Annotated in this window: 24 protein-coding genes; 23 read left to right on the forward strand and 1 reads right to left on the reverse strand. The window is 32.6% G+C overall.

The genetic code is table 11. The annotated features are described in order from the left end of the window. Positions 1 to 26: 26 nt before the first annotated feature. From hrcA to recO, 17 genes are all read left to right on the forward strand, one after another. Positions 27 to 1004 (forward strand): heat-inducible transcriptional repressor HrcA, encoded by a 978-nt coding sequence (hrcA, locus tag HMPREF3239_RS05180; protein ID WP_070854949.1) that lies wholly within the window; start codon positions 27 to 29, stop codon positions 1002 to 1004. 31 nt (positions 1005 to 1035) lie between these two features. Further along, positions 1036 to 1662 (forward strand): nucleotide exchange factor GrpE, encoded by a 627-nt coding sequence (gene grpE, locus HMPREF3239_RS05185; RefSeq protein ID WP_053029529.1) that lies wholly within the window; start codon positions 1036 to 1038, stop codon positions 1660 to 1662. 51 nt (positions 1663 to 1713) lie between these two features. Next, positions 1714 to 3549: a molecular chaperone DnaK gene (gene dnaK / locus HMPREF3239_RS05190; RefSeq protein WP_053029528.1), complete on the forward strand. Its 1836-nt coding sequence runs from the start codon at positions 1714 to 1716 to the stop codon at positions 3547 to 3549. A gap of 151 nt (positions 3550 to 3700) precedes the next feature. Then, the gene (gene dnaJ / locus HMPREF3239_RS05195) at positions 3701 to 4834 is read left to right on the forward strand and encodes a molecular chaperone DnaJ (protein ID WP_070854950.1); all 1134 of its coding nucleotides are present in this window, start codon (positions 3701 to 3703) and stop codon (positions 4832 to 4834) included. 4 nt (positions 4835 to 4838) lie between these two features. Beyond that, the gene (gene prmA, locus HMPREF3239_RS05200) at positions 4839 to 5777 is read left to right on the forward strand and encodes a 50S ribosomal protein L11 methyltransferase (protein ID WP_070854951.1); all 939 of its coding nucleotides are present in this window, start codon (positions 4839 to 4841) and stop codon (positions 5775 to 5777) included. A 1-nt stretch (position 5778) separates the two neighbouring features. Continuing rightward, positions 5779 to 6531, forward strand: coding sequence for a 16S rRNA (uracil(1498)-N(3))-methyltransferase (locus HMPREF3239_RS05205; RefSeq protein WP_053029525.1), 753 nt, complete (start codon positions 5779 to 5781; stop codon positions 6529 to 6531). A gap of 5 nt (positions 6532 to 6536) precedes the next feature. After that, complete coding sequence (gene mtaB, locus HMPREF3239_RS05210; RefSeq protein ID WP_070854952.1) at positions 6537 to 7883, forward strand: tRNA (N(6)-L-threonylcarbamoyladenosine(37)-C(2))-methylthiotransferase MtaB; 1347 nt, start codon at positions 6537 to 6539, stop codon at positions 7881 to 7883. A gap of 129 nt (positions 7884 to 8012) precedes the next feature. Continuing rightward, positions 8013 to 8189 carry a 30S ribosomal protein S21 gene (gene rpsU, locus HMPREF3239_RS05215; protein ID WP_000048060.1) on the forward strand — a complete coding sequence of 59 codons (177 nt, stop codon included), beginning with the start codon at positions 8013 to 8015 and terminating at the stop codon, positions 8187 to 8189. Positions 8190 to 8385: 196 nt separating this feature from the next. Then, positions 8386 to 9057 carry an NfeD family protein gene (locus tag HMPREF3239_RS05220; RefSeq protein ID WP_371106760.1) on the forward strand — a complete coding sequence of 224 codons (672 nt, stop codon included), beginning with the start codon at positions 8386 to 8388 and terminating at the stop codon, positions 9055 to 9057. A 12-nt stretch (positions 9058 to 9069) separates the two neighbouring features. Continuing rightward, the gene (floA, locus tag HMPREF3239_RS05225) at positions 9070 to 10056 is read left to right on the forward strand and encodes a flotillin-like protein FloA (RefSeq protein ID WP_053029522.1); all 987 of its coding nucleotides are present in this window, start codon (positions 9070 to 9072) and stop codon (positions 10054 to 10056) included. A gap of 18 nt (positions 10057 to 10074) precedes the next feature. Next, positions 10075 to 10764, forward strand: coding sequence for a hypothetical protein (locus HMPREF3239_RS05230; protein WP_053029521.1), 690 nt, complete (start codon positions 10075 to 10077; stop codon positions 10762 to 10764). Between the two features lie 278 nt (positions 10765 to 11042). Further along, positions 11043 to 11990 (forward strand): PhoH family protein, encoded by a 948-nt coding sequence (locus HMPREF3239_RS05235; RefSeq protein WP_070854953.1) that lies wholly within the window; start codon positions 11043 to 11045, stop codon positions 11988 to 11990. Next, entirely contained in the window at positions 11991 to 12452 is a 462-nt protein-coding gene (gene ybeY / locus HMPREF3239_RS05240) for an rRNA maturation RNase YbeY (RefSeq protein ID WP_070854954.1), read from the forward strand. Continuing rightward, entirely contained in the window at positions 12448 to 12792 is a 345-nt protein-coding gene (locus HMPREF3239_RS05245; RefSeq protein ID WP_053029518.1) for a diacylglycerol kinase family protein, read from the forward strand. The genes ybeY and HMPREF3239_RS05245 overlap by 5 nt, the downstream gene beginning before the upstream one ends. A 19-nt stretch (positions 12793 to 12811) precedes the next feature. After that, positions 12812 to 13216, forward strand: a complete 405-nt coding sequence (gene cdd, locus HMPREF3239_RS05250; protein ID WP_070854955.1) for a cytidine deaminase — start codon at positions 12812 to 12814, stop codon at positions 13214 to 13216. Beyond that, positions 13217 to 14116, forward strand: coding sequence for a GTPase Era (era, locus tag HMPREF3239_RS05255; protein ID WP_053029516.1), 900 nt, complete (start codon positions 13217 to 13219; stop codon positions 14114 to 14116). It abuts the gene before it with no gap. 29 nt (positions 14117 to 14145) lie between these two features. Further along, positions 14146 to 14898 carry a DNA repair protein RecO gene (recO, locus tag HMPREF3239_RS05260; protein ID WP_070854956.1) on the forward strand — a complete coding sequence of 251 codons (753 nt, stop codon included), beginning with the start codon at positions 14146 to 14148 and terminating at the stop codon, positions 14896 to 14898. A gap of 77 nt (positions 14899 to 14975) precedes the next feature. On the opposite strand, the gene HMPREF3239_RS05265 is transcribed toward recO, so the two are convergent. Then, on the reverse strand, positions 14976 to 16367 hold the full coding sequence (locus tag HMPREF3239_RS05265; RefSeq protein ID WP_070854957.1) for a glycine--tRNA ligase: 1392 nt from the start codon (positions 16365 to 16367) through the stop codon (positions 14976 to 14978). A gap of 338 nt (positions 16368 to 16705) precedes the next feature. Between HMPREF3239_RS05265 and HMPREF3239_RS05270 the strand changes: the two genes are divergently transcribed. The 6 genes from HMPREF3239_RS05270 (at position 16706) to HMPREF3239_RS05295 (ending at position 23403) form a co-directional block, all read left to right on the forward strand. Beyond that, the gene (locus HMPREF3239_RS05270) at positions 16706 to 17329 is read left to right on the forward strand and encodes a transcriptional regulator CcpN (RefSeq protein ID WP_083324754.1); all 624 of its coding nucleotides are present in this window, start codon (positions 16706 to 16708) and stop codon (positions 17327 to 17329) included. Between the two features lie 11 nt (positions 17330 to 17340). After that, the gene (locus HMPREF3239_RS05275) at positions 17341 to 18156 is read left to right on the forward strand and encodes a pyruvate, water dikinase regulatory protein (protein ID WP_053029513.1); all 816 of its coding nucleotides are present in this window, start codon (positions 17341 to 17343) and stop codon (positions 18154 to 18156) included. 59 nt (positions 18157 to 18215) lie between these two features. Continuing rightward, the gene (gene dnaG, locus HMPREF3239_RS05280; RefSeq protein ID WP_070854958.1) at positions 18216 to 20021 is read left to right on the forward strand and encodes a DNA primase; all 1806 of its coding nucleotides are present in this window, start codon (positions 18216 to 18218) and stop codon (positions 20019 to 20021) included. A 307-nt stretch (positions 20022 to 20328) separates the two neighbouring features. After that, entirely contained in the window at positions 20329 to 21435 is a 1107-nt protein-coding gene (rpoD, locus tag HMPREF3239_RS05285; RefSeq protein ID WP_070854959.1) for an RNA polymerase sigma factor RpoD, read from the forward strand. Positions 21436 to 21623: 188 nt separating this feature from the next. After that, positions 21624 to 22313 (forward strand): tRNA (adenine(22)-N(1))-methyltransferase, encoded by a 690-nt coding sequence (locus tag HMPREF3239_RS05290; RefSeq protein WP_070854960.1) that lies wholly within the window; start codon positions 21624 to 21626, stop codon positions 22311 to 22313. After that, complete coding sequence (locus HMPREF3239_RS05295; RefSeq protein WP_053029509.1) at positions 22303 to 23403, forward strand: Nif3-like dinuclear metal center hexameric protein; 1101 nt, start codon at positions 22303 to 22305, stop codon at positions 23401 to 23403. Before HMPREF3239_RS05290 ends, HMPREF3239_RS05295 begins: the two co-directional genes overlap by 11 nt. Positions 23404 to 23446 lie beyond the last annotated feature (43 nt).

Consider the following 23446-nt stretch of genomic DNA (forward strand, 5'->3'; position numbering starts at 1 on the left):
CAAAAGAGTGCTAATGAGGTGAAAACATGATTACACAAAGACAATTAAGCATTTTAAATACAATTGTTGAAGATTATGTTGATTTAGGACAACCTATAGGTTCTAAAGCTTTAATTGATAGACATCATTTAGATGTCAGTCCTGCAACAATAAGGAATGAGATGAAGCAACTTGAAGATTTGAACTTTTTAGAGAAGACGCATTCTTCTTCAGGGCGTTCACCTTCCGAAGAAGGGTTTAGACTTTATGTCGATCAATTGTTAAAACAAACCTCTCGTCAAAACAAAAATAAAATACAACGTTTAAATCAACTATTGATTGAGAATCACTATGATATTTCTTCAGCATTAAGTTACTTCGCAAATGAGTTATCAATGAAATCTCATTATGCAACATTAGTTGTTCGTCCAAAACATAGTGAAGAAATGATTAATAATGTTCATTTAATTAAGGCAAATGATTCAATCATGATTTTAGTAATTATTTATAATTCTGGTCATGTTGAGCATTTTCACTTGAATTCTTCACTTGAGTTATCATCCAATAGATTAATCGCCATTTCTAATTTTATTAGTAATAATAATATAGAAATAAGCGCTAAACTATCAGATAAAATTCGTTCTTTCGCGAACTCAAATGAAGAAAATCAATTCATTAATGACATTGTTAAGATGATAAATTCTCATATTAGCAAACAAAGTAATAGCATTTTCTTAGGTGGAAAGGTTAAACTAATTGATGCGTTAAATGAATCTAATGTTTCGTCAATTCAACCAATTTTGCAATATCTAGAATCTGAAAGAATCACTGAATTACTACAGACAATTTCAACTAATGATATTAACGTTAAGATTGGAAAAGAGATTGATGAAAGCCTTAGTGATATATCGATTGTAACGAGTCAATATCACTTCGACAATTCATTGAAAGGTCAAATTGCGGTTATTGGACCTACAGCAATGCGTTATCAGAATGTGATTCAATTACTTAACCAAATATGGTGATTTTAATCGTAATTATATTGGAGGGTAAAAAATGACAGAAAAAGATGAATCAGTAAAAAGTAATTCTGAATATACTGAAGAACAAGAAGTAAAGAACGAAGAAACATCAACAGTTGAAAATGTTGAAGATACTACTTCTGATAGTGATAATTCATCTAACGACAGTTCGAACGAAGAAAGTTCTGAAGAAACTGCAGTTGATCCTAAAGATGAAGAAATTCAGCAATTACAATTAAAAGCTAATGAAAATGAAGAAAAATATTTAAGATTATACGCTGAATTCGAAAATTATAAAAGACGAATTCAGAAAGAAAATGAAACAAATAAAACTTATCAATCTCAACGTGTTTTAACGGATATTTTACCAACGATTGATAATATTGAACGTGCACTACAAATTGAAGGTGATGATGAATCATTTAAATCACTTCAAAAAGGTGTTCAAATGGTACACGAAAGTTTACTAAGAGCACTTAAAGATAATGGTTTAGAAGAAATTGAAACAGAAGGTCAAGCTTTTGACCCTAACTTCCACCAAGCAGTAGTTCAAGATGATAATCCAGATTTCAAATCTGGTGATATTACTCAAGAATTACAAAAAGGTTATAAGTTAAAAGATAGAGTATTAAGACCATCAATGGTAAAAGTAAATCAATAAATTGACGAAAATACCATATATCAAAATTTTTAAAATTGGAGGAATTTTATTATGAGTAAAGTAATCGGTATTGACTTAGGTACAACAAATTCATGTGTAGCTGTATTAGAAGGCGATGAACCAAAAGTAATTCAAAACCCAGAAGGTGCTAGAACAACACCATCAGTTGTAGCATTTAAAAATGGTGAAACACAAGTTGGTGAAGTAGCAAAACGTCAAGCTATCACTAATCCAAACACTGTTCAATCAATTAAACGTCATATGGGGACTGACTATAAAGTAGATATTGAAGGTAAATCTTATACACCTCAAGAAATTTCAGCTATGGTATTACAAAACCTTAAAAACACTGCTGAAAGTTATTTAGGAGATAAAGTAGATAAAGCTGTTATTACAGTTCCTGCATATTTCAATGATGCTGAACGTCAAGCAACTAAAGATGCTGGTAAAATTGCTGGTTTAGAAGTTGAACGTATTATTAACGAACCTACTGCTGCAGCATTAGCATATGGTTTAGATAAAACTGATCAAGACCAAAAAGTATTAGTATTCGACTTAGGTGGCGGTACGTTTGACGTATCTATTCTTGAATTAGGTGACGGTGTATTCGAAGTACTATCAACTGCTGGTGATAATAAACTTGGCGGTGATGACTTTGACCAAGTAATTATTGACTACCTAGTGTCTGAATTCAAAAAAGAAAATGGCGTAGATTTATCTCAAGATAAAATGGCATTACAACGTTTGAAAGACGCTGCTGAAAAAGCTAAAAAAGACTTATCTGGCGTTTCACAAACTCAAATTTCATTACCATTTATTTCAGCTGGTGAAAGTGGTCCATTACATTTAGAAATTAGCCTTACTCGTTCTAAATTTGAAGAATTAGCTGATTCATTAATCAGAAGAACTATGGAACCAACTCGTCAAGCATTAAAAGACGCTGGTTTATCAACTTCTGAAATTGATGAAGTTATTCTTGTTGGTGGTTCAACACGTATCCCAGCAGTTCAAGAAGCTGTTAAAAAAGAAATCGGTAAAGATCCTCATAAAGGTGTAAACCCAGACGAAGTTGTAGCAATGGGTGCTGCGATTCAAGGTGGCGTTATCACTGGTGATGTTAAAGATGTTGTATTATTAGACGTAACACCATTATCATTAGGTATTGAAATTATGGGTGGACGTATGAATACGTTAATTGAACGTAATACTACAATCCCAACTTCAAAATCTCAAGTTTATTCAACTGCAGCTGATAACCAACCAGCAGTAGATATTCACGTATTACAGGGTGAACGTCCAATGGCAGCTGATAACAAAACATTAGGAAGATTCCAATTAACTGATATTCCACCAGCTCCACGTGGTGTTCCACAAATCGAAGTAACATTTGATATTGATAAAAATGGTATCGTAAATGTTACTGCGAAAGACTTAGGTACTAATAAAGAACAAAATATTACTATTCAATCAAGCTCTGCGCTTTCTGATGAAGAAATCGATCGTATGGTTAAAGATGCCGAAGAAAACGCTGAAGCAGATAAAAAACGTCGTGAAGAAGTAGATTTAAGAAATGAAGCAGATAGCTTAGTATTCCAAGTTGAAAAAACAATTACTGACCTTGGCGACAATATTAGTGAAGAAGATAAATCTAATGCGGAAAGCAAAAAAGATGCTTTAAAATCTGCGCTTGAAGGACAAGACATCGAAGATATTAAAGCGAAAAAAGAAGAACTTGAAAAAGTAATTCAAGATTTATCAGCAAAAGTATATCAACAAGCTCAACAAGCTCAGCAACAAGCACAAGATGGTGCTCAACAAACTCAAAACGATAGTAATGTTGAAGATGCTGAATTTAAAGAAGTTAAAGATGATGAAGATAAAAAATAATTGCTAAGCGTTTATAGTGTATGCTTATATTAGCAAACTATTATGAATGTAAGCCAAAAAGTCAAAGTCAATTGAACATTGGCTTTGACTTTTTCTTTTATAACTTCGTTCTTTTAAACATATTAAATAATTAAGTTAAGGAGAGATGGTCGTGGCTAAAAGAGACTATTATGAAGTCTTAGGTGTAAGTAAAAGCGCATCTAAAGATGAAATCAAAAAAGCATATCGCAAACTATCAAAAAAATATCACCCTGATATCAATAAAGAAGAGGGTGCAGATGAAAAATTTAAAGAGATTTCAGAAGCTTACGAAGTTCTAAGCGACGATAATAAAAGAGCAAATTATGACCAATTTGGCCATGATGGACCTCAAGGTGGTTTTGGTGGCCAAGGATTTAGCGGCCAAGACTTTAGTGGATTTGGCGGAGGTGGATTTGAAGACATCTTCAGCTCATTCTTTGGTGGTTCACGTCAAAGAGATCCTAATGCACCTAGAAAAGGTGACGATTTACAATATACGATGACTCTAGAATTTGAAGAAGCTGTCTTCGGAACTAAGAAAGAAATCTCAATTCGTAAAGATGTGACATGCCATACATGTAAAGGTGATGGTGCTAAACCAGGTACTAGTAAAAAAACATGTAGTTATTGTAACGGCGCAGGTCACGTATCAGTAGAACAAAATACAATTTTAGGCCGTGTACGCACGCAACAAACATGTCCAAAATGTGATGGAACAGGTCAAGAATTCGAAGAGCCATGTCCAACTTGTCATGGTAAAGGTACCGAAAATAAAACAGTTAAATTAGAAGTAACTGTACCTGAAGGTGTAGATAATGACCAACAAATCAGACTTGCCGGTGAAGGAACACCAGGAGAAAACGGCGGACCTCATGGTGACTTATATGTCGTATTTAGAGTAAAACCGTCTGACAAATTTGAACGTGATGGTGACGATCTTTATTACAAACTTAATGTTAGTTTCCCACAAGCATCACTAGGTGATGAAATAAAAGTTCCAACACTTAACGGAAACGTAATGTTAACTATTCCTTCTGGCACTCAAACTGGTAAGCAATTCCGCTTAAAAGATAAAGGTGTTAAAAATGTTCATGGATATGGTCATGGTGATTTATTTGTTAATATTAAAGTAGTTACACCTACAAAATTAACAGATAGACAAAAAGAAATTATGAGAGAGTTTGCTGAATTAAATGGTGAGTCAATTGAAGAACAGCCATCTAATTTTAAAGATAGAGCACGCAAATTCTTTAAAGGAGAATAACTAAATGAACTGGACAGAACTTTCGATTGTTGTAAACCATGAAGTTGAACCTTTAGTGACTGATATATTAGAAAATTATGGATCAAACGGCGTTGTAATTGAAGATTCTAATGATTTAATTAATCAGCCTGCCGATAAATTCGGCGAAATTTATGAACTTAAACAAGAAGATTATCCTGAAAAAGGTGTTCGATTAAAGGCTTATTTCAACGAATTAAAGTTTGATGAATCTCTAAGAAATAAAATTAAAACAGATGTTACAAAACTTGAAAATATTGATTCATCTGTATTGAATTTTTCTGAAAAAACAATAGCTGAAGTTGATTGGGAAAATGAATGGAAAAATTATTTTCATCCCTTTAGAGCATCAGAAAAATTCACAATTGTTCCAAGTTGGGAACAATACACTAAAGAAGATACTTCTGAAATGTGTATTGAATTAGACCCAGGCATGGCATTTGGAACTGGAGATCATCCAACAACAAGCATGTGTCTTAAAGCAATTGAAACCTATGTTAAACCAGAGCATTCCGTTATCGATGTTGGAACAGGTTCAGGTATTTTAAGTATTGCCAGTCATTTACTTGGAGTAAAACGGATTAAAGCTCTGGATATTGATGAGTTAGCTGTTAACGTTGCTAAAGAAAACTTTGCTAAAAATCATTGTGAAGATGCAATTGAAGCTGTACCAGGAAACTTATTAAAAAATGAAACAGAAAAATTTGATATTGTTATTGCAAACATTTTAGCTCATATTATTGAAGATATGATTGAAGATGCTTATAATACTCTAAATGAAGATGGTTATTTTATAACATCAGGAATTATAGAGGAAAAGCATGAACAAATATTAAATCAAATGGAACATGTAGGATTTGATATTATATCAGTAAATCATGACAATGGTTGGGTATGTATTGTAGGTCAGAAAGTGAGTGAATAATTTGCAAAGATACTTTATCGATCAAAACGCTGATGACAGTCAGCGTTTTTTTATAACAAATAAGGAAGATATACATCATATTACTAATGTGATGAGAAATACAGTTGGTAACCAGATTATTGTAACGTTTAAAGATAAAACCGTGTTTAAATCGGAAATCATTACTGTTGAGAATGAATCAATTGAAATTAAATTGATTGAGCACATTGATATCAATTCAGAGTTACCTGTACAAGTTACTATATGTAGTGGCTTAATCAAAGCAGACAAATATGAATGGTTAATTCAAAAAGCAACAGAATTAGGTGCTGATAGTTTCATAGCTGTAGAAATGGACAGATCTGTAGTCAAACTTAATTCAAATAAAGTTCAAAAAAAATTAGAACGTTGGCAAAAGATAATTAAAGAAGCAGCTGAACAAAGCTACCGTTTAATTATTCCTAAAATCAATTTTAAGTCGAATTTAAATGAAATTTGTGATACTATAAATCATTATGACTATATTTTGTTAGCATATGAAGATGAAGCAAAACGTGGTGAAGTTAGTCTTTTTAAAGAAACCTTGAAAAAATTTAAGACTAACGATCGTATTTTATTAATATTTGGTCCTGAAGGTGGCTTTTCAGAGAAAGAAATCTCTCTGCTTAAAGAAACGAGTGTTAATGTTGGTTTAGGACCTCGAATTTTACGGGCAGAAACGGCGCCACTTTATGCTTTAAGTGCTATCAGTTATGAAAATGAATTAATGGGGTGAATATTATGTCAACAGTTGCGTTTCACACATTAGGTTGCAAAGTAAACCATTATGAAACTGAAGCAATTTGGCAATTATTTAAAGACGCTGATTACGATAGAGTTGATTTTGAAACGAATGCAGACGTCTTCGTAATCAACACTTGTACAGTAACAAATACTGGAGATAAAAAAAGTAGACAAATCATTAGAAGAGCAATTCGACAAAATCCTGATGCAGTAGTATGTGTGACTGGATGTTATGCGCAAACATCTTCTGCAGAAATTATGGAAATTCCTGGCGTAGACGTAGTGGTAGGTACGCAAGATAGACACAAATTATTGGACTACATCCAACAATTTAGAGAAGAACGCCAACCAATTAATGGTGTTGGTAATATTATGAAAAATCGTACATATGAAGAATTAGATGTACCATATTTTACAGATCGAACAAGAGCTTCACTAAAGATCCAAGAAGGGTGCAATAATTTCTGTACATTTTGTATCATACCATGGGCTCGTGGATTAATGCGTTCACGTGATCCTGAAAAAGTGGTTGAACAAGCTACACAATTAGTTAATGCTGGCTATAAAGAAATTGTTTTAACTGGAATTCATACTGGTGGTTATGGTCAAGATTTAAAAGATTATAATTTAGCACAGTTACTTCGTGATTTAGAAGAAATTGATGGTCTTGAACGAATTAGAATTTCATCTATTGAAGCTAGCCAATTAACTGATGAAGTTATTGATGTTTTAAAACGTTCAAATAAAGTTGTTAGACATTTACATGTTCCATTACAATCCGGTTCAGATACTGTATTAAAACGAATGAGACGTAAATATACTATGGAACATTTTTCAGATAGAATCACAAAATTACATGATGCGTTACCAGATTTAGCTGTTACAAGTGATGTGATTGTAGGATTCCCAGGAGAAACAGAAGAGGAATTCCAAGAAACTTATGACTTTATTGTTAAACACAAATTTTCTGAATTACACGTTTTCCCATATTCAGCTAGAATTGGTACGCCTGCAGCGCGTATGGATGATCAAATTGACGAATCTATCAAAAATGACCGTGTGCACAAATTAATCGCGTTAAGTGATCAATTAGCTAAAGAATATGCATCTAAATTTGAAGACGAAGTTTTAGAAGTGATTCCTGAAGAAGCTGGCGAAGTAGAAGGTACATTAGTTGGTTACGCTGACAACTATATGAAAGTTCAATTTGAGGGTAATGATTCTTTAATCGGACAAATTGTAAAAGTAAAAATCGTTAAAGCTGATTATCCTATTAATACAGGTAAAGTTGTTAGAATTGTAGAACACGCAACAAACAAGTCTGAAGAAGGCGTATTATTATAATTTTTAAAAATTATAATAATTTGGAATTGACCATAATAAATTCATATATTATACTAAGTAAAGCATAGTTGTATATTACTATGTATTGACTTTAAAGTTCCGTTGATATTTGGAGGGAGGGAAATACAGATGTCTAAAACAGTAGTACGTAAAAATGAATCACTTGAAGATGCATTACGTAGATTTAAACGTTCAGTATCTAAAAGTGGTACTATCCAAGAAGTACGTAAACGTGAATTTTACGAAAAACCAAGCGTAAAACGTAAAAAGAAATCAGAAGCTGCACGTAAACGTAAATTCAAATAATTAATAACTCTGTTGACTCCCTCAACAAGAATATTAATTATATATATGCTCTCGATTAGTTAAACTAGTCGAGAGTTTTTTTATATTAAAGCGTCTACTATCACTATTATAACGAAGTGTATTCATGTATAATCGGAATTGAGAGCGAGGTGAAATTGTGAACTATTTCAATGCGATACATACAGTTATCAATTCCATTTTAACTACTAATCATTTATTCAATAATCTATCTCAGATTGTAACGAGTCCATTAATATCACTTATATTAACGTGTATCATTTTTTTAGGCTTTTTATATCAATTGTATTCGAAGCGTATTAATTTTGCAGGAATTATCGCAATGCTTGCACTTTTAATTCTCTTCCTCGGCTTTTTAATTAACGGTGATGTTAATCTTATTTCTGTATTGCTATTCTTCGTTGGAGCAATACTCGTTATTATCGAATTATTTGTCATTGGTGCAGTCATAGGTATTATTGGCATATCATTGATTATACTTAGCATCATTATGTTAGGAGATAACATTCTTTTAATGCTATTAAATGTTGTGATTGCATCAATATTGGCAATTATTGAATGGGTGATATTAGTGAAATGGTTTAAAAGGAAAATTCCATTTTTAGATAAAGTTGTGTTAAAAGATTCTACTAATTCAGAAGCAGGATATAGATCTCACGATGATCGTTCTCATTTAGTTGGTCAAACAGCTCGTACTGTGACAGATTTAAGACCTGCAGGAATTATAACGCTTGATAATGAAAGAATAGATGCCGTATCAGATGGCGCTTTCATTTTAAGAAATAAAGAAGTTAAAATTCTTGAGGTAGAAGGATCTAGAGTTGTTGTTAGAGAAATTGAAAACACATAAAGGAGTGGTTAAATGTTTGGATTAGGCATTATAGTGATTGCAGTTATTATTGTTATTGCATTATTAGTGCTATTCTCATTTGTTCCAGTAGGACTTTGGATATCTGCAATTGCTGCTGGAGTTAAAGTAGGTATTGGAACATTGGTAGGTATGAGATTACGTCGAGTATCTCCACGTAAGGTAATTGGTCCATTAATTAAAGCACATAAAGCTGGTTTAAACCTTACAACAAATCAATTAGAATCACATTATTTAGCGGGTGGTAATGTCGATAGAGTCGTCGATGCGAATATAGCCGCTCAACGTGCAGACATTAACTTACCATTCGAACGTGGTGCAGCGATTGACTTGGCTGGACGTGACGTATTAGAAGCTGTTCAAATGTCTGTTAATCCTAAAGTAATTGAAACACCGTTTATAACTGGTGTAGCAATGAATGGTATAGAAGTAAAAGCGAAAGCTAGAATTACAGTACGCGCCAACATCTCTCGTTTAGTTGGTGGTGCAGGAGAAGAAACAATCATTGCTCGTGTAGGTGAAGGTATTGTTTCTACTATTGGTTCAAGTGAGCATCATACACAAGTACTAGAGAACCCTGATAACATTTCTAAGACTGTCTTAAGTAAAGGTCTTGATTCAGGTACTGCGTTCGAAATTTTATCTATCGATATAGCTGACGTAGATATTGGTAAAAATATTGGTGCTGACTTACAAACAGAACAAGCACTTGCAGATAAGAATATTGCGCAAGCGAAAGCCGAAGAACGCCGTGCTATGGCCGTAGCTTCAGAACAAGAAATGAAAGCGCGTGTTCAAGAAATGCGTGCTAAAGTGGTTGAAGCTGAATCTGAAGTGCCACTTGCAATGGCAGAAGCTTTACGTGAAGGTAATATGGGTGTCAAAGATTACTACAACCTAAAAAATGTAGAAGCTGACACTGGTATGAGAAATGCGATAAATAAACGTACTGAACAAAATGAAGATGAATCACCAAAGTAAATGTTAAGGGGTGATTAGATGAATATTGGTATTATAATTTTTATAATATCCATTATTGTAACAGGTATTAGTGCGATGAGGGATAAGAGTCATGAGCAAAGAAAAAATCAGAGACCACCACAACATAAGCCAACAACGTCTGATAAAAAAGAGACGCAAGGGAAAGGTTTCTTTGAGCAAATAGAAGAAGCATTTAGTGAATTAGAAAAAGAATTTACTAATGATGATGAGCCCTCTAAACAACAAAAGAAAACCGCACAACAAGAATCAAAACGCGTTTATCAAGATAAAGAACTTGAAAAAGAAATTATTGAGGAAAGTGTACCTGAAGAATTAGAGCGTTCAACTAGGCAACGTAATAGATTTGAAAGGGAAGCGCGCCAATCAACCAATACAAGAGAGCGTACTAGAGATGTTAATCATCTGAAAAAAGAACTTGAAAAACAACTCGTAGACGACTTATATAATGTACGCTCAGAAATTGATCGTGAAAAAGAAAAGCAACTTACAAGAATTGAAAATAAAGCAAGAGCGATTATTAATGATAAAAATCTATCTGAACGTACTAAACGTTATAGATTGAAGCAATTGTTAAATAGTAAGTTAATTGAACAAGATATGACACATCAAAAATTTCAATTCGATAATGATCCAGTCGTCAATGGTATTCTTTGGCAAGAAATTCTCAATAAACCTAAGCAATTATAATTAATATTTTAACCCGAAATTCATTTTCACATGATTTTCGGGTTATTTTTCTAATAAATATTAAAAGCTTATACTACAATTTAATAAAAAAAGCACACTAAGCCAAATAAATTTGTATACTTTAACAGACTTTAGTAAAATTTAAATGAAAGTTAATTTACTAAAGTAACTTAAATCTTAGCTTTTTAAAGATTTAGACATCATGTTTTATTTTTAAAACATAAGTGAACTAATATAATCTAAATATATACATTGTTTTAGTGAAAAGGAGCGCTTATATGCCAGGAATAATTCAAATAGACGACATTAATCATTCTCAAGCACTGTTAGGTAATAATGATGAACATATTAATGCGATTGAGGAAGCGTTTGATGTCGAAATACATGCTCGTGGCCAAGAAGTAGCAGTTAAAGGTCAAAAATTAGAGCTTGTAGAAAAATCAGAATTAGTTCTTAAAAATTTATTAAAAGTCATTGAAATGGGCAAAACCATAACTTTAAAAGATGTTGAAGCTGCTATAAAAATGGCTGAAAATGATACGATACATCATCTCATCGATTTATATGATGAAGAGATTACAAAAGATGCTTTTGGAAAGACGATAAGAGCAAAAACGATGGGCCAAAGATTATACATTAATGCTATGAAAAACAATGACCTAGTCTTTGGAATTGGGCCTGCAGGTACGGGTAAAACATTTTTAGCGGTGGTGTATGCAGCTAAACAACTTAGAAAAGGTGCAGTTAAACGTATTGTATTAACAAGACCTGCTGTAGAAGCTGGGGAGTCTCTAGGATTTTTGCCTGGTGATTTAAAAGAAAAAGTAGATCCTTATTTGAGACCTCTTTATGATGGATTAAATACAGTATTGGGTAGAGAACAAACTGCAAGATTTATCGAGAGAGGCACAATCGAAATTGCACCATTAGCCTATATGCGTGGCCGTACACTTGATGATGCTTTTGTCATTTTAGATGAAGCTCAAAATACAACGCATGCGCAAATGAAAATGTTCTTAACACGATTAGGATTTGGCTCTAAAATGGTAGTTACAGGAGATCAAACCCAAATTGATTTACCTAAAGGCGTCAAAAGTGGATTAAAAGAAGCAGTCAAAAAATTACATGGGGTTAAAGGAATTAATATTATGCAATTAGATCAAAGTGATGTTGTAAGACACCCATTAGTAAGTAAAATAATTGATCGCTATGAAGGAGACAATTAAATGTTTACAATTGATTTTAATGATCATACAGACCTTGTAGAAGAAACTTGGTATCAACAAATTGATGACTTACTTAATTTTGCTAAAGAACAAGAACAAATCGAAGAAGACGCTGAGCTTTCTGTTACTTTTGTTGATAAGAGTGAAATTCAAGAAATCAATAAAACATATCGAGATAAAGATAAAGTAACTGATGTAATTTCGTTTGCACTTGAAGAAGATGAGCCTGAAATTATTGGTTTAGACATGCCAAGGGTTCTTGGAGATATCATCATCTGTACAGATGTAGCTAAAGACCAAGCTGATTCATATGGCCATTCTTTTGAAAGAGAATTAGGTTTTCTAGCACTACATGGATTTTTACATTTACTAGGTTATGATCATATGAACGAAGAAGATGAAAAAGAAATGTTTGGACGTCAAGAGACAATATTAAATGCATATGGATTGACTAGAGATTAAGCAATTAAAGCGTTTCAAATATACGTTTGATGGGTTTAAAACACTTCTTCTTAAAGATCATAATTATTTACTACATATTGTAATTGCGATTATAACTATCATTTTAGGTTATATCTGCCAATTAAGTGCAACTGAATGGTTATTTATAATATTGGCTATCTTCTTAGTACTTACGATAGAAGCAGTTAATACTGCAATAGAATGTGTAGTTGATTTAGTCACAAGTGACTATCATGAACTTGCTAAGCAAGCTAAAGATATTGCTGCGTTTAGTGTTATGTTAGCATCAATTTTCGCATTAATAACTGGATTAGTTATTTTTTTACCACATATTTTTTAATATTAAAGGGGATGTTTTGATGAGTTATCAATCACATTATTTTCAAGAGGCACGAGAAGCACAAAGTCGGGCATACGTGCCATATAGTCAATTTAAAGTAGGTGCTTATTTAAAGACTAAAGATGGTCGAACATTTTATGGTGCCAACGTTGAAAATGCTGCCTATCCTGCTACAATTTGTGCCGAACGTTCAAGTTTAGTAGCAGCCATATCTGAAGGTTATCGACCTGGTGACTTTGAATCAATAACTGTAACGGTTGATGCTGAAAAGCCATCATCACCTTGCGGAACATGTAGACAAGTTCTTAAAGAATTATGTGATGATGATATGCCAGTATATATGACAAATCATAAAGGGGAATTACTTGAGTCAACTGTGGGCGAATTGTTACCACATGGCTTTTCAGGAAAGGATTTAGAATAGATGACAGAACATAAGTCAGGATTTGTATCAATTATAGGAAGACCCAATGTAGGTAAATCTACATTTATGAATAGAGTAATCGGACATAAAATTGCAATTATGTCTGATAAAGCTCAAACTACACGTAATAAAATCCAAGGTGTAATGACTCGAGACGATGCGCAAATCATCTTCTTAGATACACCTGGCATTCATAAACCTAAACACAAATTAGGTGATTATATGATGCGTGTTGCTAAAAATACATTATCTGAAATTGATGCAATCATGTTCATGGTTAATGTAAATGAAGAAATTGGGCGTGGCGATGAATATATCATGGAAATGCTAAAAAACGTTAAAACGCCAGTTTTCTTAGTGCTAAATAAAATTGATTTAGTACACCCAGATGCTTTAATGCCTAGAATAGAACAATATCAACAATATATGGATTTCACTGAAATCGTGCCAATCTCCGCATTAGAAGGATTGAATGTCGATCACTTTATAGATGTACTGAAACGTTATTTACCTGAAGGTCCAAAGTATTATCCGGACGATCAAATTTCAGATCACCCTGAACAGTTTGTTGTAAGTGAAATTATACGTGAAAAGATTTTACATTTAACGAGTGAAGAAATTCCTCATGCAATCGGCGTTAATGTAGATAGAATGATTAAAGAGAGTGAAGAACGTGTCAGAGTAGAAGCTACTATTTTCGTTGAGAGAGATTCACAAAAAGGTATAGTCATCGGAAAGGGTGGCAAAAAATTAAAAGAAGTAGGTAAAAGAGCAAGACATGATATCGAAATGTTATTAGGCTCAAAAGTGTATTTAGAACTTTGGGTAAAAGTTCAGAAAGATTGGCGTAATAAAGTTAATTTCATCCGTCAAATGGGATATATCGAAGATCAAGATTAATGGATCGAAGTTAGAAGGGTCGTGATACTATGCTCGAAAAACAAAAGGGAATCATTATAAAATCCGTAGATTACGGAGAATCTGATAAAATTATTACAATTTTAAACGAGCATGGTGCCAAAATACCATTGATGGTTAGACGAGCCAAAAAATCAAAAACAGGTTTACAAGCCCATACGCAACTCTTTGTGTATGGCTTATTTATTTATAATAAATGGAAAGGTATGGGGACTTTAAGTTCAGTGGATGTAATTAATCAATATTACGATCTACGGTTGGATATATTTAATAGCAGCTATGCAACATTGTGTGTTGAGGCCATTGAGCGTTCAATGGATAGTGATGACATTTCTCCATTCCATTATAAACTGTTACACTTTGTACTCGAAAAAATTTCATCTGGAAATTCAGCGCAACTTATGTCCATTATAGTAATGTTAAAATGTATGAATCTCTTCGGTTTTACAGCATTTTTTAATCATTCAGCTATTTCAGGTAGTTATGATCAATCACAATTAGCTGCATATAGTTTTGTTTATGATGGAACGATTCTTGAATCAGAATTATATAGAGATCCACATGCTTTACGTATATCTAACAAAACATTATATTTATTAGATGTCTTACAAAAATTACCTATAGATAAAATGAATCAATTTAATATTAGTCAAGGTATTCTGGATGAAATGTCGGAACTGCTTCTATTAATATACAAAGAATATGCAGGTATGTACTTTAAAGGTCAAAAGTTAATCAATCAATTGAAACGAATTGAATATTGATAAATCTTCCAATATAAATACAAAAACCCACCTCAAAAAATGATTTGAGGTGGGTTTTGTACTTTATATAATTATAGTTAGAAAGCAACTTTTTCAGCTAAGAACGTTTCCAATTCAGAAATAGGCATACGTACTTGTTCCATAGAGTCACGGTCACGCACTGTTACTTGATTATCTTCTAATGAATCAAAGTCAAATGTAATACAATATGGCGTACCAATTTCATCTTGTCTACGGTAACGTTTACCAATTGATTGAGATTCATCGAAGTCTATTGCAAATTTAGAACTTAATTGTTCGAAGATTTTAATCGCATCTTCAGATAATTTTTTGCTTAATGGTAAAACTGCAGCTTTATATGGTGCAAGGGCAGGGTGGAAGTGCAATACTGTTCGTGAATCTTTACTTCCTTCAACGCCTTCTTCTTCATATGCGTCACATAAGAATGCTAATGTAACACGGTCTGCACCTAATGATGGTTCAATACAATATGGCACATATTTTTCATTTGTTTCAGGATCATGGTATTTGAAATCTTCGCCTGAATGTTCACTGTGTTTTTTCAAGTCAAAATCAGTACGGCTTGCGATACCCCATAATTCACCCCAACCAAATGGGAAGCGATATTCAATATCTGTAGTTGCGTTTGAATAGTGTGATAATTCTTCTTCGTCATGATCACGTAGGCGCATATTTTCTTCGTTAATATTTAAATCTTTTAACCATTGGCTAGCAAATGTTTTCCAATAATTTTGCCATTCAATTTCTTCACCTGGTTTACAGAAGAATTCCAATTCCATTTGTTCAAATTCTCTAGTTCTGAAGATGAAGTTACCTGGTGTAATTTCATTACGGAATGATTTACCAATTTGACCAATACCAAATGGTAGTTTTTTACGCATTGAACGTTGAACATTTTTGTAATTTACAAAAATACCTTGTGCAGTTTCAGGTCGTAAGAAAATTTCATTTGTAGAATCTTCGGTAACACCTTGGAAGGTTTTGAACATAAGATTGAATTGACGAATATCTGTCCAATTAGCAGTACCACTTACAGGACAAACGATACCTTCATCGTCAATAATACGTTTCATTTCATCAAAACTTAAACCATCGGCGATAAAGTTTTCATCACCTTTTTCATTTTGCATGTAATCTTCAATTAACTTATCGGCACGATAACGGATTTTACTATCTTTATTATCAATCATAGGATCATTAAAGTTACCTAAATGACCTGATGCTTCCCATGTTTTTGGGTTCATTAAAATCGCTGCATCAATACCTACGTTAAATGGTGATTGTGTGATGAACTTTTGCCACCATGCTTTTTTAACATTATTTTTTAATTCAACACCTAATGGGCCATAATCCCACGTGTTTGATAATCCACCATAAATATCACTACCAGGAAAAACAAATCCTCTGTGTTTTGCTAATGATACAATTGTTTCCATATCTTTAACCATATAATCTCTCCTTATTAAATACATAAAAACGCCCCAAGACAATAAATAAATGAAAATATCACATTTATCATTATCTTGGGACGAGTTAATTTATTTCACTATATCAATTAAATATAGTTGATAACTTAATAACCCGCGGTTCCACCCAATTTAGTGTAGCCACTCACTTTTATCAAATTTTACGATTAGCCAAATTGAAGTTGTTAAGCTTACACCATCCTTAACTCGCTTACCATTAGTTTAATAGATTGATTATTTAATAGCAAGAAATTATATGTATTTGTAGGTACAATAATAAATAGGTATAATAGACGTGAACAATAAAGGGGTGAAGACCTATAGAACTTAGTAAAAGACAAGAACAAATTATTGAGATAGTCAAAAGTGGAGGACCTATTACCGGGGAACACATTGCCGAAAAACTAGACTTGACACGTGCTACTTTGAGACCTGATTTAGCAATTTTAACAATGTCAGGATTTTTAGAGGCTAGACCTCGAGTGGGGTATTATTATTCTGGCAAATCTAAAAACAAGTTAATGACTGATAAATTACGTCAATATGTTGTTAGAGACTATATGTCTCCACCAGTCATTGTAAAAGAGGATATGTCTGTTTATGATGCTATTTGTACGATCTTCTTAGAAGATGCTAGTACCTTATTTATTATTAACGAACACAATGATTTTATTGGTGTTTGTTCTAGAAAAGACTTGTTACGTGCATCTATGATTGGTGAAGATATTCATACCATGCCAATCAGTGTTAACATGTCTAGAATGCCAAATTTAACTTATCTTGAAGAAGATGAACTTATCATTTATGCAGCAGATCAAATGATAGAAAAAGAAATTGATTCAATACCAATTGTTAGAAGTAAAGGTAATCATAAATATCAAGTAACAGGTAGAGTATCAAAAACAATAATCGCAAATTTATTTGTATCATTATTTAAAGAATAGGTGGTAAAACGATGGAAAATATAAAGATAATCATCGCATCTGATTCAATTGGAGAAACTGCTGAATTAGTAGCTAGAGCGTGTATTTCACAATTTAATCCAAAAGAATGCAAACATGATTTTTTAAGATATCCATATATTGAAACTAAGGAAGATATAGATGAGGTTATTCAAGTAGCGAATGATAGAGAAGCAATTATCGTTTATACATTAGTAAAACCAGAAATGAAAACATATATGGAAAGCAAAATCGATTCCAATCAGTTACGCTCTATTGATATTATGGGACCATTAATGGAATATTTGAAAGAAGCATTTGAAGAAAATCCATATAATCAACCTGGTAGAGTACATCGTTTGGATGATGCTTACTTCAAAAAAATTGATGCGATTGAATTTGCCGTAAAGTATGACGATGGCAAAGATCCTAAGGGTCTACCTAAAGCTGATATCGTATTAATTGGTGTTTCTAGAACCTCAAAAACGCCGTTATCACAATACTTAGCCCATAAGAGTTATAAAGTGATGAATGTTCCAATAGTACCTGAAATAACACCTCCAGACATGTTATTTGAGATAGATCCAGCGAAATGTATCGCGTTAAGAATTAGCGAAGAAAAGTTAAATCGTATAAGAAAACAACGTTTAAAACAACTGGGACTAGGAGATTCAGCGAGATATGCAAATGAGTTGCGTATTAAAGAAGAGATTAAATATTTCGAAGATATCGTCAACAAAATCGGATGCACTGTGATTGATGTTTCCGATAAAGCAATTGAAGAAACTGCCAATGACGTTATTAATATAATAGAACGTCAATCAAAATAGTTTCAATTTAAACTTTAAAAATGTATAATATTATGATAAATATTTATGGGTGATGTACTTTGCGCATTGAACAATCAGTAATTAATGAAATTAAAGATAAAACAGATATTTTGGATTTAGTAAGTGAATATGTAAAATTAGAAAAAAGAGGACGCAATTACATCGGTTTGTGTCCTTTTCATGATGAAAAGACCCCTTCATTCACTGTTTCTGAAGATAAACAAATTTGCCATTGTTTTGGGTGTAAAAAAGGTGGCAACGTCTTTCAATTTACACAAGAAATTAAAGATTTATCATTCGTAGAGGCTGTTAAAGAACTAGGTGAACGTCTAAATATATCTGTTGACATTGGCAATTCAAGTGACTATACAAGTCAAATTGCGTCTGATGACTTAGCTATGATAGAGATGCATGAATTAATGAATGAGTATTATCAGTATGCTCTACTTAAAACGGTTGAAGGTGAAGACGCCTTAAACTATTTGACAAATAGAGGCTTTACTGAAGAACTTATTAAAGCGCGTGGAATAGGTTATGCACCGAATCACACGCATTTCTGTCATGACTTTTTACAACAAAAAGGTTATGATATTGAACTCGCATATGAAGCAGGCCTTCTATCTCGAAACGAAGAAAATTTTAGCTATTTTGATCGTTTTAGAGATCGCATTATGTTTCCATTAAAAAATGCGCAAGGTCGTATCGTTGGCTATTCTGGCAGAACGCACAATAATCAAGAGCCTAAATATTTAAACAGTCCGGAAACACCGATATTTCAAAAAAGACGATTATTGTATAATCTTGATCAAGCTAGAAAATATATACGTAAAAATGACGAAGCCATTTTACTTGAAGGATTTATGGATGTTATAAAATCTGATTCTTCCGGCTTAAAACCTGTTATTGCTAGTATGGGTACAGCGCTATCAGATGAACACATAACCGTTCTCAAGAAATTAACATCTCATATAACACTAATGTTTGATGGTGATTTCGCAGGGCAAGAAGCAACGATTAAAACAGGACAACACCTTCTTCAACAAGGGTTAAATGTTTTTGTGGTTCAATTACCTAAAGACATGGACCCAGATGAATATATTACAAAATATGGTAATGAAAAATTTCTAGAATATGTTAATAATGAAAAGAAATCATTTATTTTATATAAAGTAAATCGACATAAAGACGAAATTACTAATAATGATTTAGCTTATGAACGTTACCTTAAAGAAGTTACACAAGACATTGCAATGATGAATTCACAAATATTACAAAATAAAGTCATTAAAGATGTTGCTAATATATTTAACGTAGATCCTAGTACATTAAATGGTAATGTATTAGGCCAACAGCAATATGTTCAGAATGACCCTTATTTTAACGATTATCAATCGTATGATAGTGAGATTCAACAAAACGTAAATGCAATGTTCTCAAATTTATCAAAGCAAGAGAGTGCTGAGAGAGCGCTACTTAAACATTTTATGCACGATAAAGATTTGTTTTTAAATTATCATAAGCAACTTGAAAGCGACGATTTTAGCAATCAATTTTTCAAGCGCATCTATAGTATTTTAGAAGAATTTTACGCAGAAAATGACAAATATTCGATAAGTGATATGATATTATACACAGACAACGATGATTTAAGAGATGCAATTATTGCATTAGACAATTATGATTTAAATGAAGAACCATATGATAGCGAAATTGAAGATTATATGAATGTTATAAATGAAGCTAAATATGGTGACACCATTGAAGAATTAAATCATAAGTTGCGCGAAGCATCGCGACTAGGTGATGTAGAATTACAAAAATATTATTTAGAGCAAATCGTTAATAAAAATAAAGCAAGAATGTAACATCATTATTAAAATAAATACGTATTTGAAGCATACAGGTTTTAACAAATCATATAAATTGTATTTCTATTTAATAACCATTATTGTATAATGGTTATTATGCGTTTTTAACGGGTAGAAATGGAACATAAGTAATATTTAACGAATGTAGTAGTTTTGAAAACAAATTAGTATTTAACATTCAAATATTGAATATGAAATGTTACCATTGTTATGAATTTTTATTAATACTTTTCTTATTATATTGAAATATTATATAATTAAATATCTTGTTTGAAAGCATATATTACTATTGGGAGGCCTTTTCATGTCTGATAACCAAGTTAAAATTAAAAAACAAACAATAGATCCGACATTAACATTAGAAGATGTTAAAAAACAATTAATTGAAAAAGGGAAAAAGGAAGGTCACCTTAGCCATGAAGAAATAGCCGAAAAATTACAAAATTTCGACATGGATTCTGATCAAATGGACGATTTCTTTGACCAATTAAATGATAATGATATCAGTTTAGTAAATGAGAAAGATAGCTCAGATACTGATGAGCACTTAAATCCTAATGATTTAAGTGCTCCTCCTGGCGTTAAAATAAATGACCCTGTCAGAATGTATCTAAAAGAAATCGGGCGAGTAAATCTACTTAGTGCTCAAGAAGAAATTGAACTCGCGAAACGTATTGAGCAAGGTGATGAAATTGCTAAGTCTCGTTTAGCAGAAGCTAACCTACGTCTTGTTGTAAGTATTGCAAAAAGATATGTAGGCCGTGGCATGTTATTCCTTGATTTAATTCAGGAAGGTAATATGGGATTAATCAAAGCAGTAGAGAAATTCGACTTTAGTAAAGGGTTTAAATTCTCAACATATGCTACTTGGTGGATTAGACAAGCAATTACTAGAGCGATTGCTGACCAAGCCCGTACAATCAGAATTCCAGTACACATGGTTGAAACTATCAATAAATTAATTCGTGTTCAAAGACAATTATTACAAGATTTAGGTCGTGATCCAGCACCTGAAGAAATTGGGGAAGAAATGGACTTACCACCAGAAAAGGTACGCGAAATTCTTAAAATTGCTCAAGAACCGGTATCTCTTGAAACACCAATTGGCGAAGAAGATGATAGTCATTTAGGTGATTTCATCGAAGACCAAGAAGCGCAAAGTCCATCTGATCATGCTGCATATGAACTATTAAAAGAACAACTTGAAGATGTATTAGATACACTTACTGATCGTGAAGAGAATGTTCTACGATTACGTTTCGGCTTAGATGATGGTAGAACGCGAACACTTGAAGAAGTTGGTAAAGTCTTTGGAGTTACGCGTGAAAGAATTCGTCAAATTGAAGCGAAAGCTTTAAGAAAGCTTAGACACCCAAGTCGTAGCAAGCGACTAAAAGACTTTATGGATTAATAAATAAAATAATTCGAGTTTAAATTGATTTATTTTTCATTGCTCATTATAGATTGAACACTTATAAACGCGTTGGATTAGTAATGATTACACTTTGTTATAGGTGTTACTATAATGTGCTTTAGAAAAATGCTAGACTGAGACACTTAACTTTGTCCCAGTCTCTTTTTATAGTAAAGGAGATATCTATGATAACTTTAAACCAAAGATTAACTACTGTGTGCAACTATCTTGTTCCAGGAAACTTAGCCGACATTGGTTCAGACCATGCCTATCTTCCTATCTATGCGATTCAACATGGTCTAATTACACATGCTATTGCAGGTGAAGTCATAAAAGGGCCTTTTGAAGCAGCGAAAAAGAATGTGTCAGAAAATCAGCTCAATGATGTTATCGATGTTCGATTAGGGGACGGATTAAGTGTACTTCGTCAGAATGAATCTATTCAAAATATAACCATTTGTGGCATGGGTGGTCCGCTTATAGCAAGGATATTGAATGAAGGGCGCATTCATTTAGCAAATGGTCCTAGATTAATCTTACAAAGTAATATTCAAACTGAAGTATTAAGATACACGCTCATGACACTGAATTACCAAATTATAGAAGAAGTCATTATGGAAGAGAAAGGACATATCTATGAAATTGTGGTTGCAGCGCATATGGATCATCAGGATCATTTAGACAAAAAAGAATTAAAATTTGGGCCGAAATTATTACAAAATAAAAATGAAATATTTTATAAAAAATGGCGTCATGAATTAGAAGCCTTAAATCACATTCGTAATCAATTGAATTCAGAGTTACATCATGAGAGACTTAAAGAGATAGATAAGGATATATCATTAATTACAGAGGTGTTAAATAATGAAAATTAAACAATTAATGTCTATTATCGATACACATGTGCCATTAGAGACAGCTGAGAATTGGGACAATGTTGGATTACTCATAGGTAATCATGAATCTGAAATCAATGGTATATTAACGACGTTGGATTGTACAGATGCAATCGTTAACCAAGCTATCGACAAAGGCTATAATACGATTATCGCTCACCATCCTTTAATTTTTAAAGGGGTAAAATCAATCATTGATGATGGCTATGGTCAATTAATTCAAAAAATAATTCGTCACAATATCAACCTTATTGCGTTGCACACAAATCTTGACAATTACGTTTACGGTGTTAACCAAATGTTGGCTAATAAATTAAAATTGCAAGATATACAATTTTTAAATCAAGAGAATGAAACGTATTATAAAGTTCAAACATATATACCTAAGGATAATGTAGAAAACTTTAAAGATCGTCTTGATCAACATGGACTTGCCAAAGAAGGTAATTATGAGTATTGTTTTTATGAAACTGAAGGTAAAGGCCAATTTAAACCTGTAGGAAATGCTAATCCACATCTAGGTCAGCTGAATAACATAGAATATGTAAATGAAGTTAAAATTGAATTTATGATTAAAGCTAGCCAGTATGCATTAGCTGAAAAAGCAATTATCGACAATCATCCTTATGAAACGCCTGTCTATGATTTTATTAAAATGACTAAAACGGCAAATTATGGTCTTGGCAAAATTGGCATTTTAGAAGATGCGATGTCATTAACAGACTTTGTAAAATTTGTAAAACATGAACTTGATATCCCAAGTGTTCGATACACAGGCGATGCTAATAAACGTATCCAAAAAGTAGCTATCATCGGCGGTGCGGGAATTGGTTATGAGGCACTTGCATTTAACAAAGGCGCAGACATCTTTATAACTGGAGATGTTAAACACCACGATGCACTTGATGCACAAACGTATGGTATGACCATTTTAGATATCAATCATTACAGTGAGTATGTGATGAGAGAGGGACTTAAAGAATTATTAGAACAATGGCTATATGATGAAAGTATAGATTTTCCAATTGATGCTTCTAATATCAATACCGATCCATTCAACTACATGTAAATTGGACTAAAACAACTTCAACTGAATATTTTAAGGAGGCCAA

Origin of the sequence: Staphylococcus sp. HMSC34C02 (assembly GCF_001838705.1) — a bacterium.
GTDB classification, from domain to species: Bacteria; Bacillota; Bacilli; order Staphylococcales; family Staphylococcaceae; genus Staphylococcus; species Staphylococcus borealis.

What these genes read in the sequence shown, in the direction of transcription:
- mtaB (WP_070854952.1), top strand. Translation starts at nt 6,537, where the DNA reads ATGTCAACAGTTGCGTTTCACACATTAGGTTGCAAAGTAAACCATTAT.
- prmA (WP_070854951.1), top strand. Translation starts at nt 4,839, where the DNA reads ATGAACTGGACAGAACTTTCGATTGTTGTAAACCATGAAGTTGAACCT.
- dnaK (WP_053029528.1), top strand. Translation starts at nt 1,714, where the DNA reads ATGAGTAAAGTAATCGGTATTGACTTAGGTACAACAAATTCATGTGTA.
- grpE (WP_053029529.1), top strand. Translation starts at nt 1,036, where the DNA reads ATGACAGAAAAAGATGAATCAGTAAAAAGTAATTCTGAATATACTGAA.
- HMPREF3239_RS05295 (WP_053029509.1), top strand. Translation starts at nt 22,303, where the DNA reads ATGAAAATTAAACAATTAATGTCTATTATCGATACACATGTGCCATTA.
- HMPREF3239_RS05230 (WP_053029521.1), top strand. Translation starts at nt 10,075, where the DNA reads ATGAATATTGGTATTATAATTTTTATAATATCCATTATTGTAACAGGT.
- rpoD (WP_070854959.1), top strand. Translation starts at nt 20,329, where the DNA reads ATGTCTGATAACCAAGTTAAAATTAAAAAACAAACAATAGATCCGACA.
- HMPREF3239_RS05290 (WP_070854960.1), top strand. Translation starts at nt 21,624, where the DNA reads ATGATAACTTTAAACCAAAGATTAACTACTGTGTGCAACTATCTTGTT.
- ybeY (WP_070854954.1), top strand. Translation starts at nt 11,991, where the DNA reads ATGTTTACAATTGATTTTAATGATCATACAGACCTTGTAGAAGAAACT.
- era (WP_053029516.1), top strand. Translation starts at nt 13,217, where the DNA reads ATGACAGAACATAAGTCAGGATTTGTATCAATTATAGGAAGACCCAAT.
- HMPREF3239_RS05265 (WP_070854957.1), bottom strand. Translation starts at nt 16,367, where the DNA reads ATGGTTAAAGATATGGAAACAATTGTATCATTAGCAAAACACAGAGGA.
- floA (WP_053029522.1), top strand. Translation starts at nt 9,070, where the DNA reads ATGTTTGGATTAGGCATTATAGTGATTGCAGTTATTATTGTTATTGCA.
- HMPREF3239_RS05275 (WP_053029513.1), top strand. Translation starts at nt 17,341, where the DNA reads ATGGAAAATATAAAGATAATCATCGCATCTGATTCAATTGGAGAAACT.
- hrcA (WP_070854949.1), top strand. Translation starts at nt 27, where the DNA reads ATGATTACACAAAGACAATTAAGCATTTTAAATACAATTGTTGAAGAT.
- recO (WP_070854956.1), top strand. Translation starts at nt 14,146, where the DNA reads ATGCTCGAAAAACAAAAGGGAATCATTATAAAATCCGTAGATTACGGA.
- cdd (WP_070854955.1), top strand. Translation starts at nt 12,812, where the DNA reads ATGAGTTATCAATCACATTATTTTCAAGAGGCACGAGAAGCACAAAGT.
- rpsU (WP_000048060.1), top strand. Translation starts at nt 8,013, where the DNA reads ATGTCTAAAACAGTAGTACGTAAAAATGAATCACTTGAAGATGCATTA.
- HMPREF3239_RS05235 (WP_070854953.1), top strand. Translation starts at nt 11,043, where the DNA reads ATGCCAGGAATAATTCAAATAGACGACATTAATCATTCTCAAGCACTG.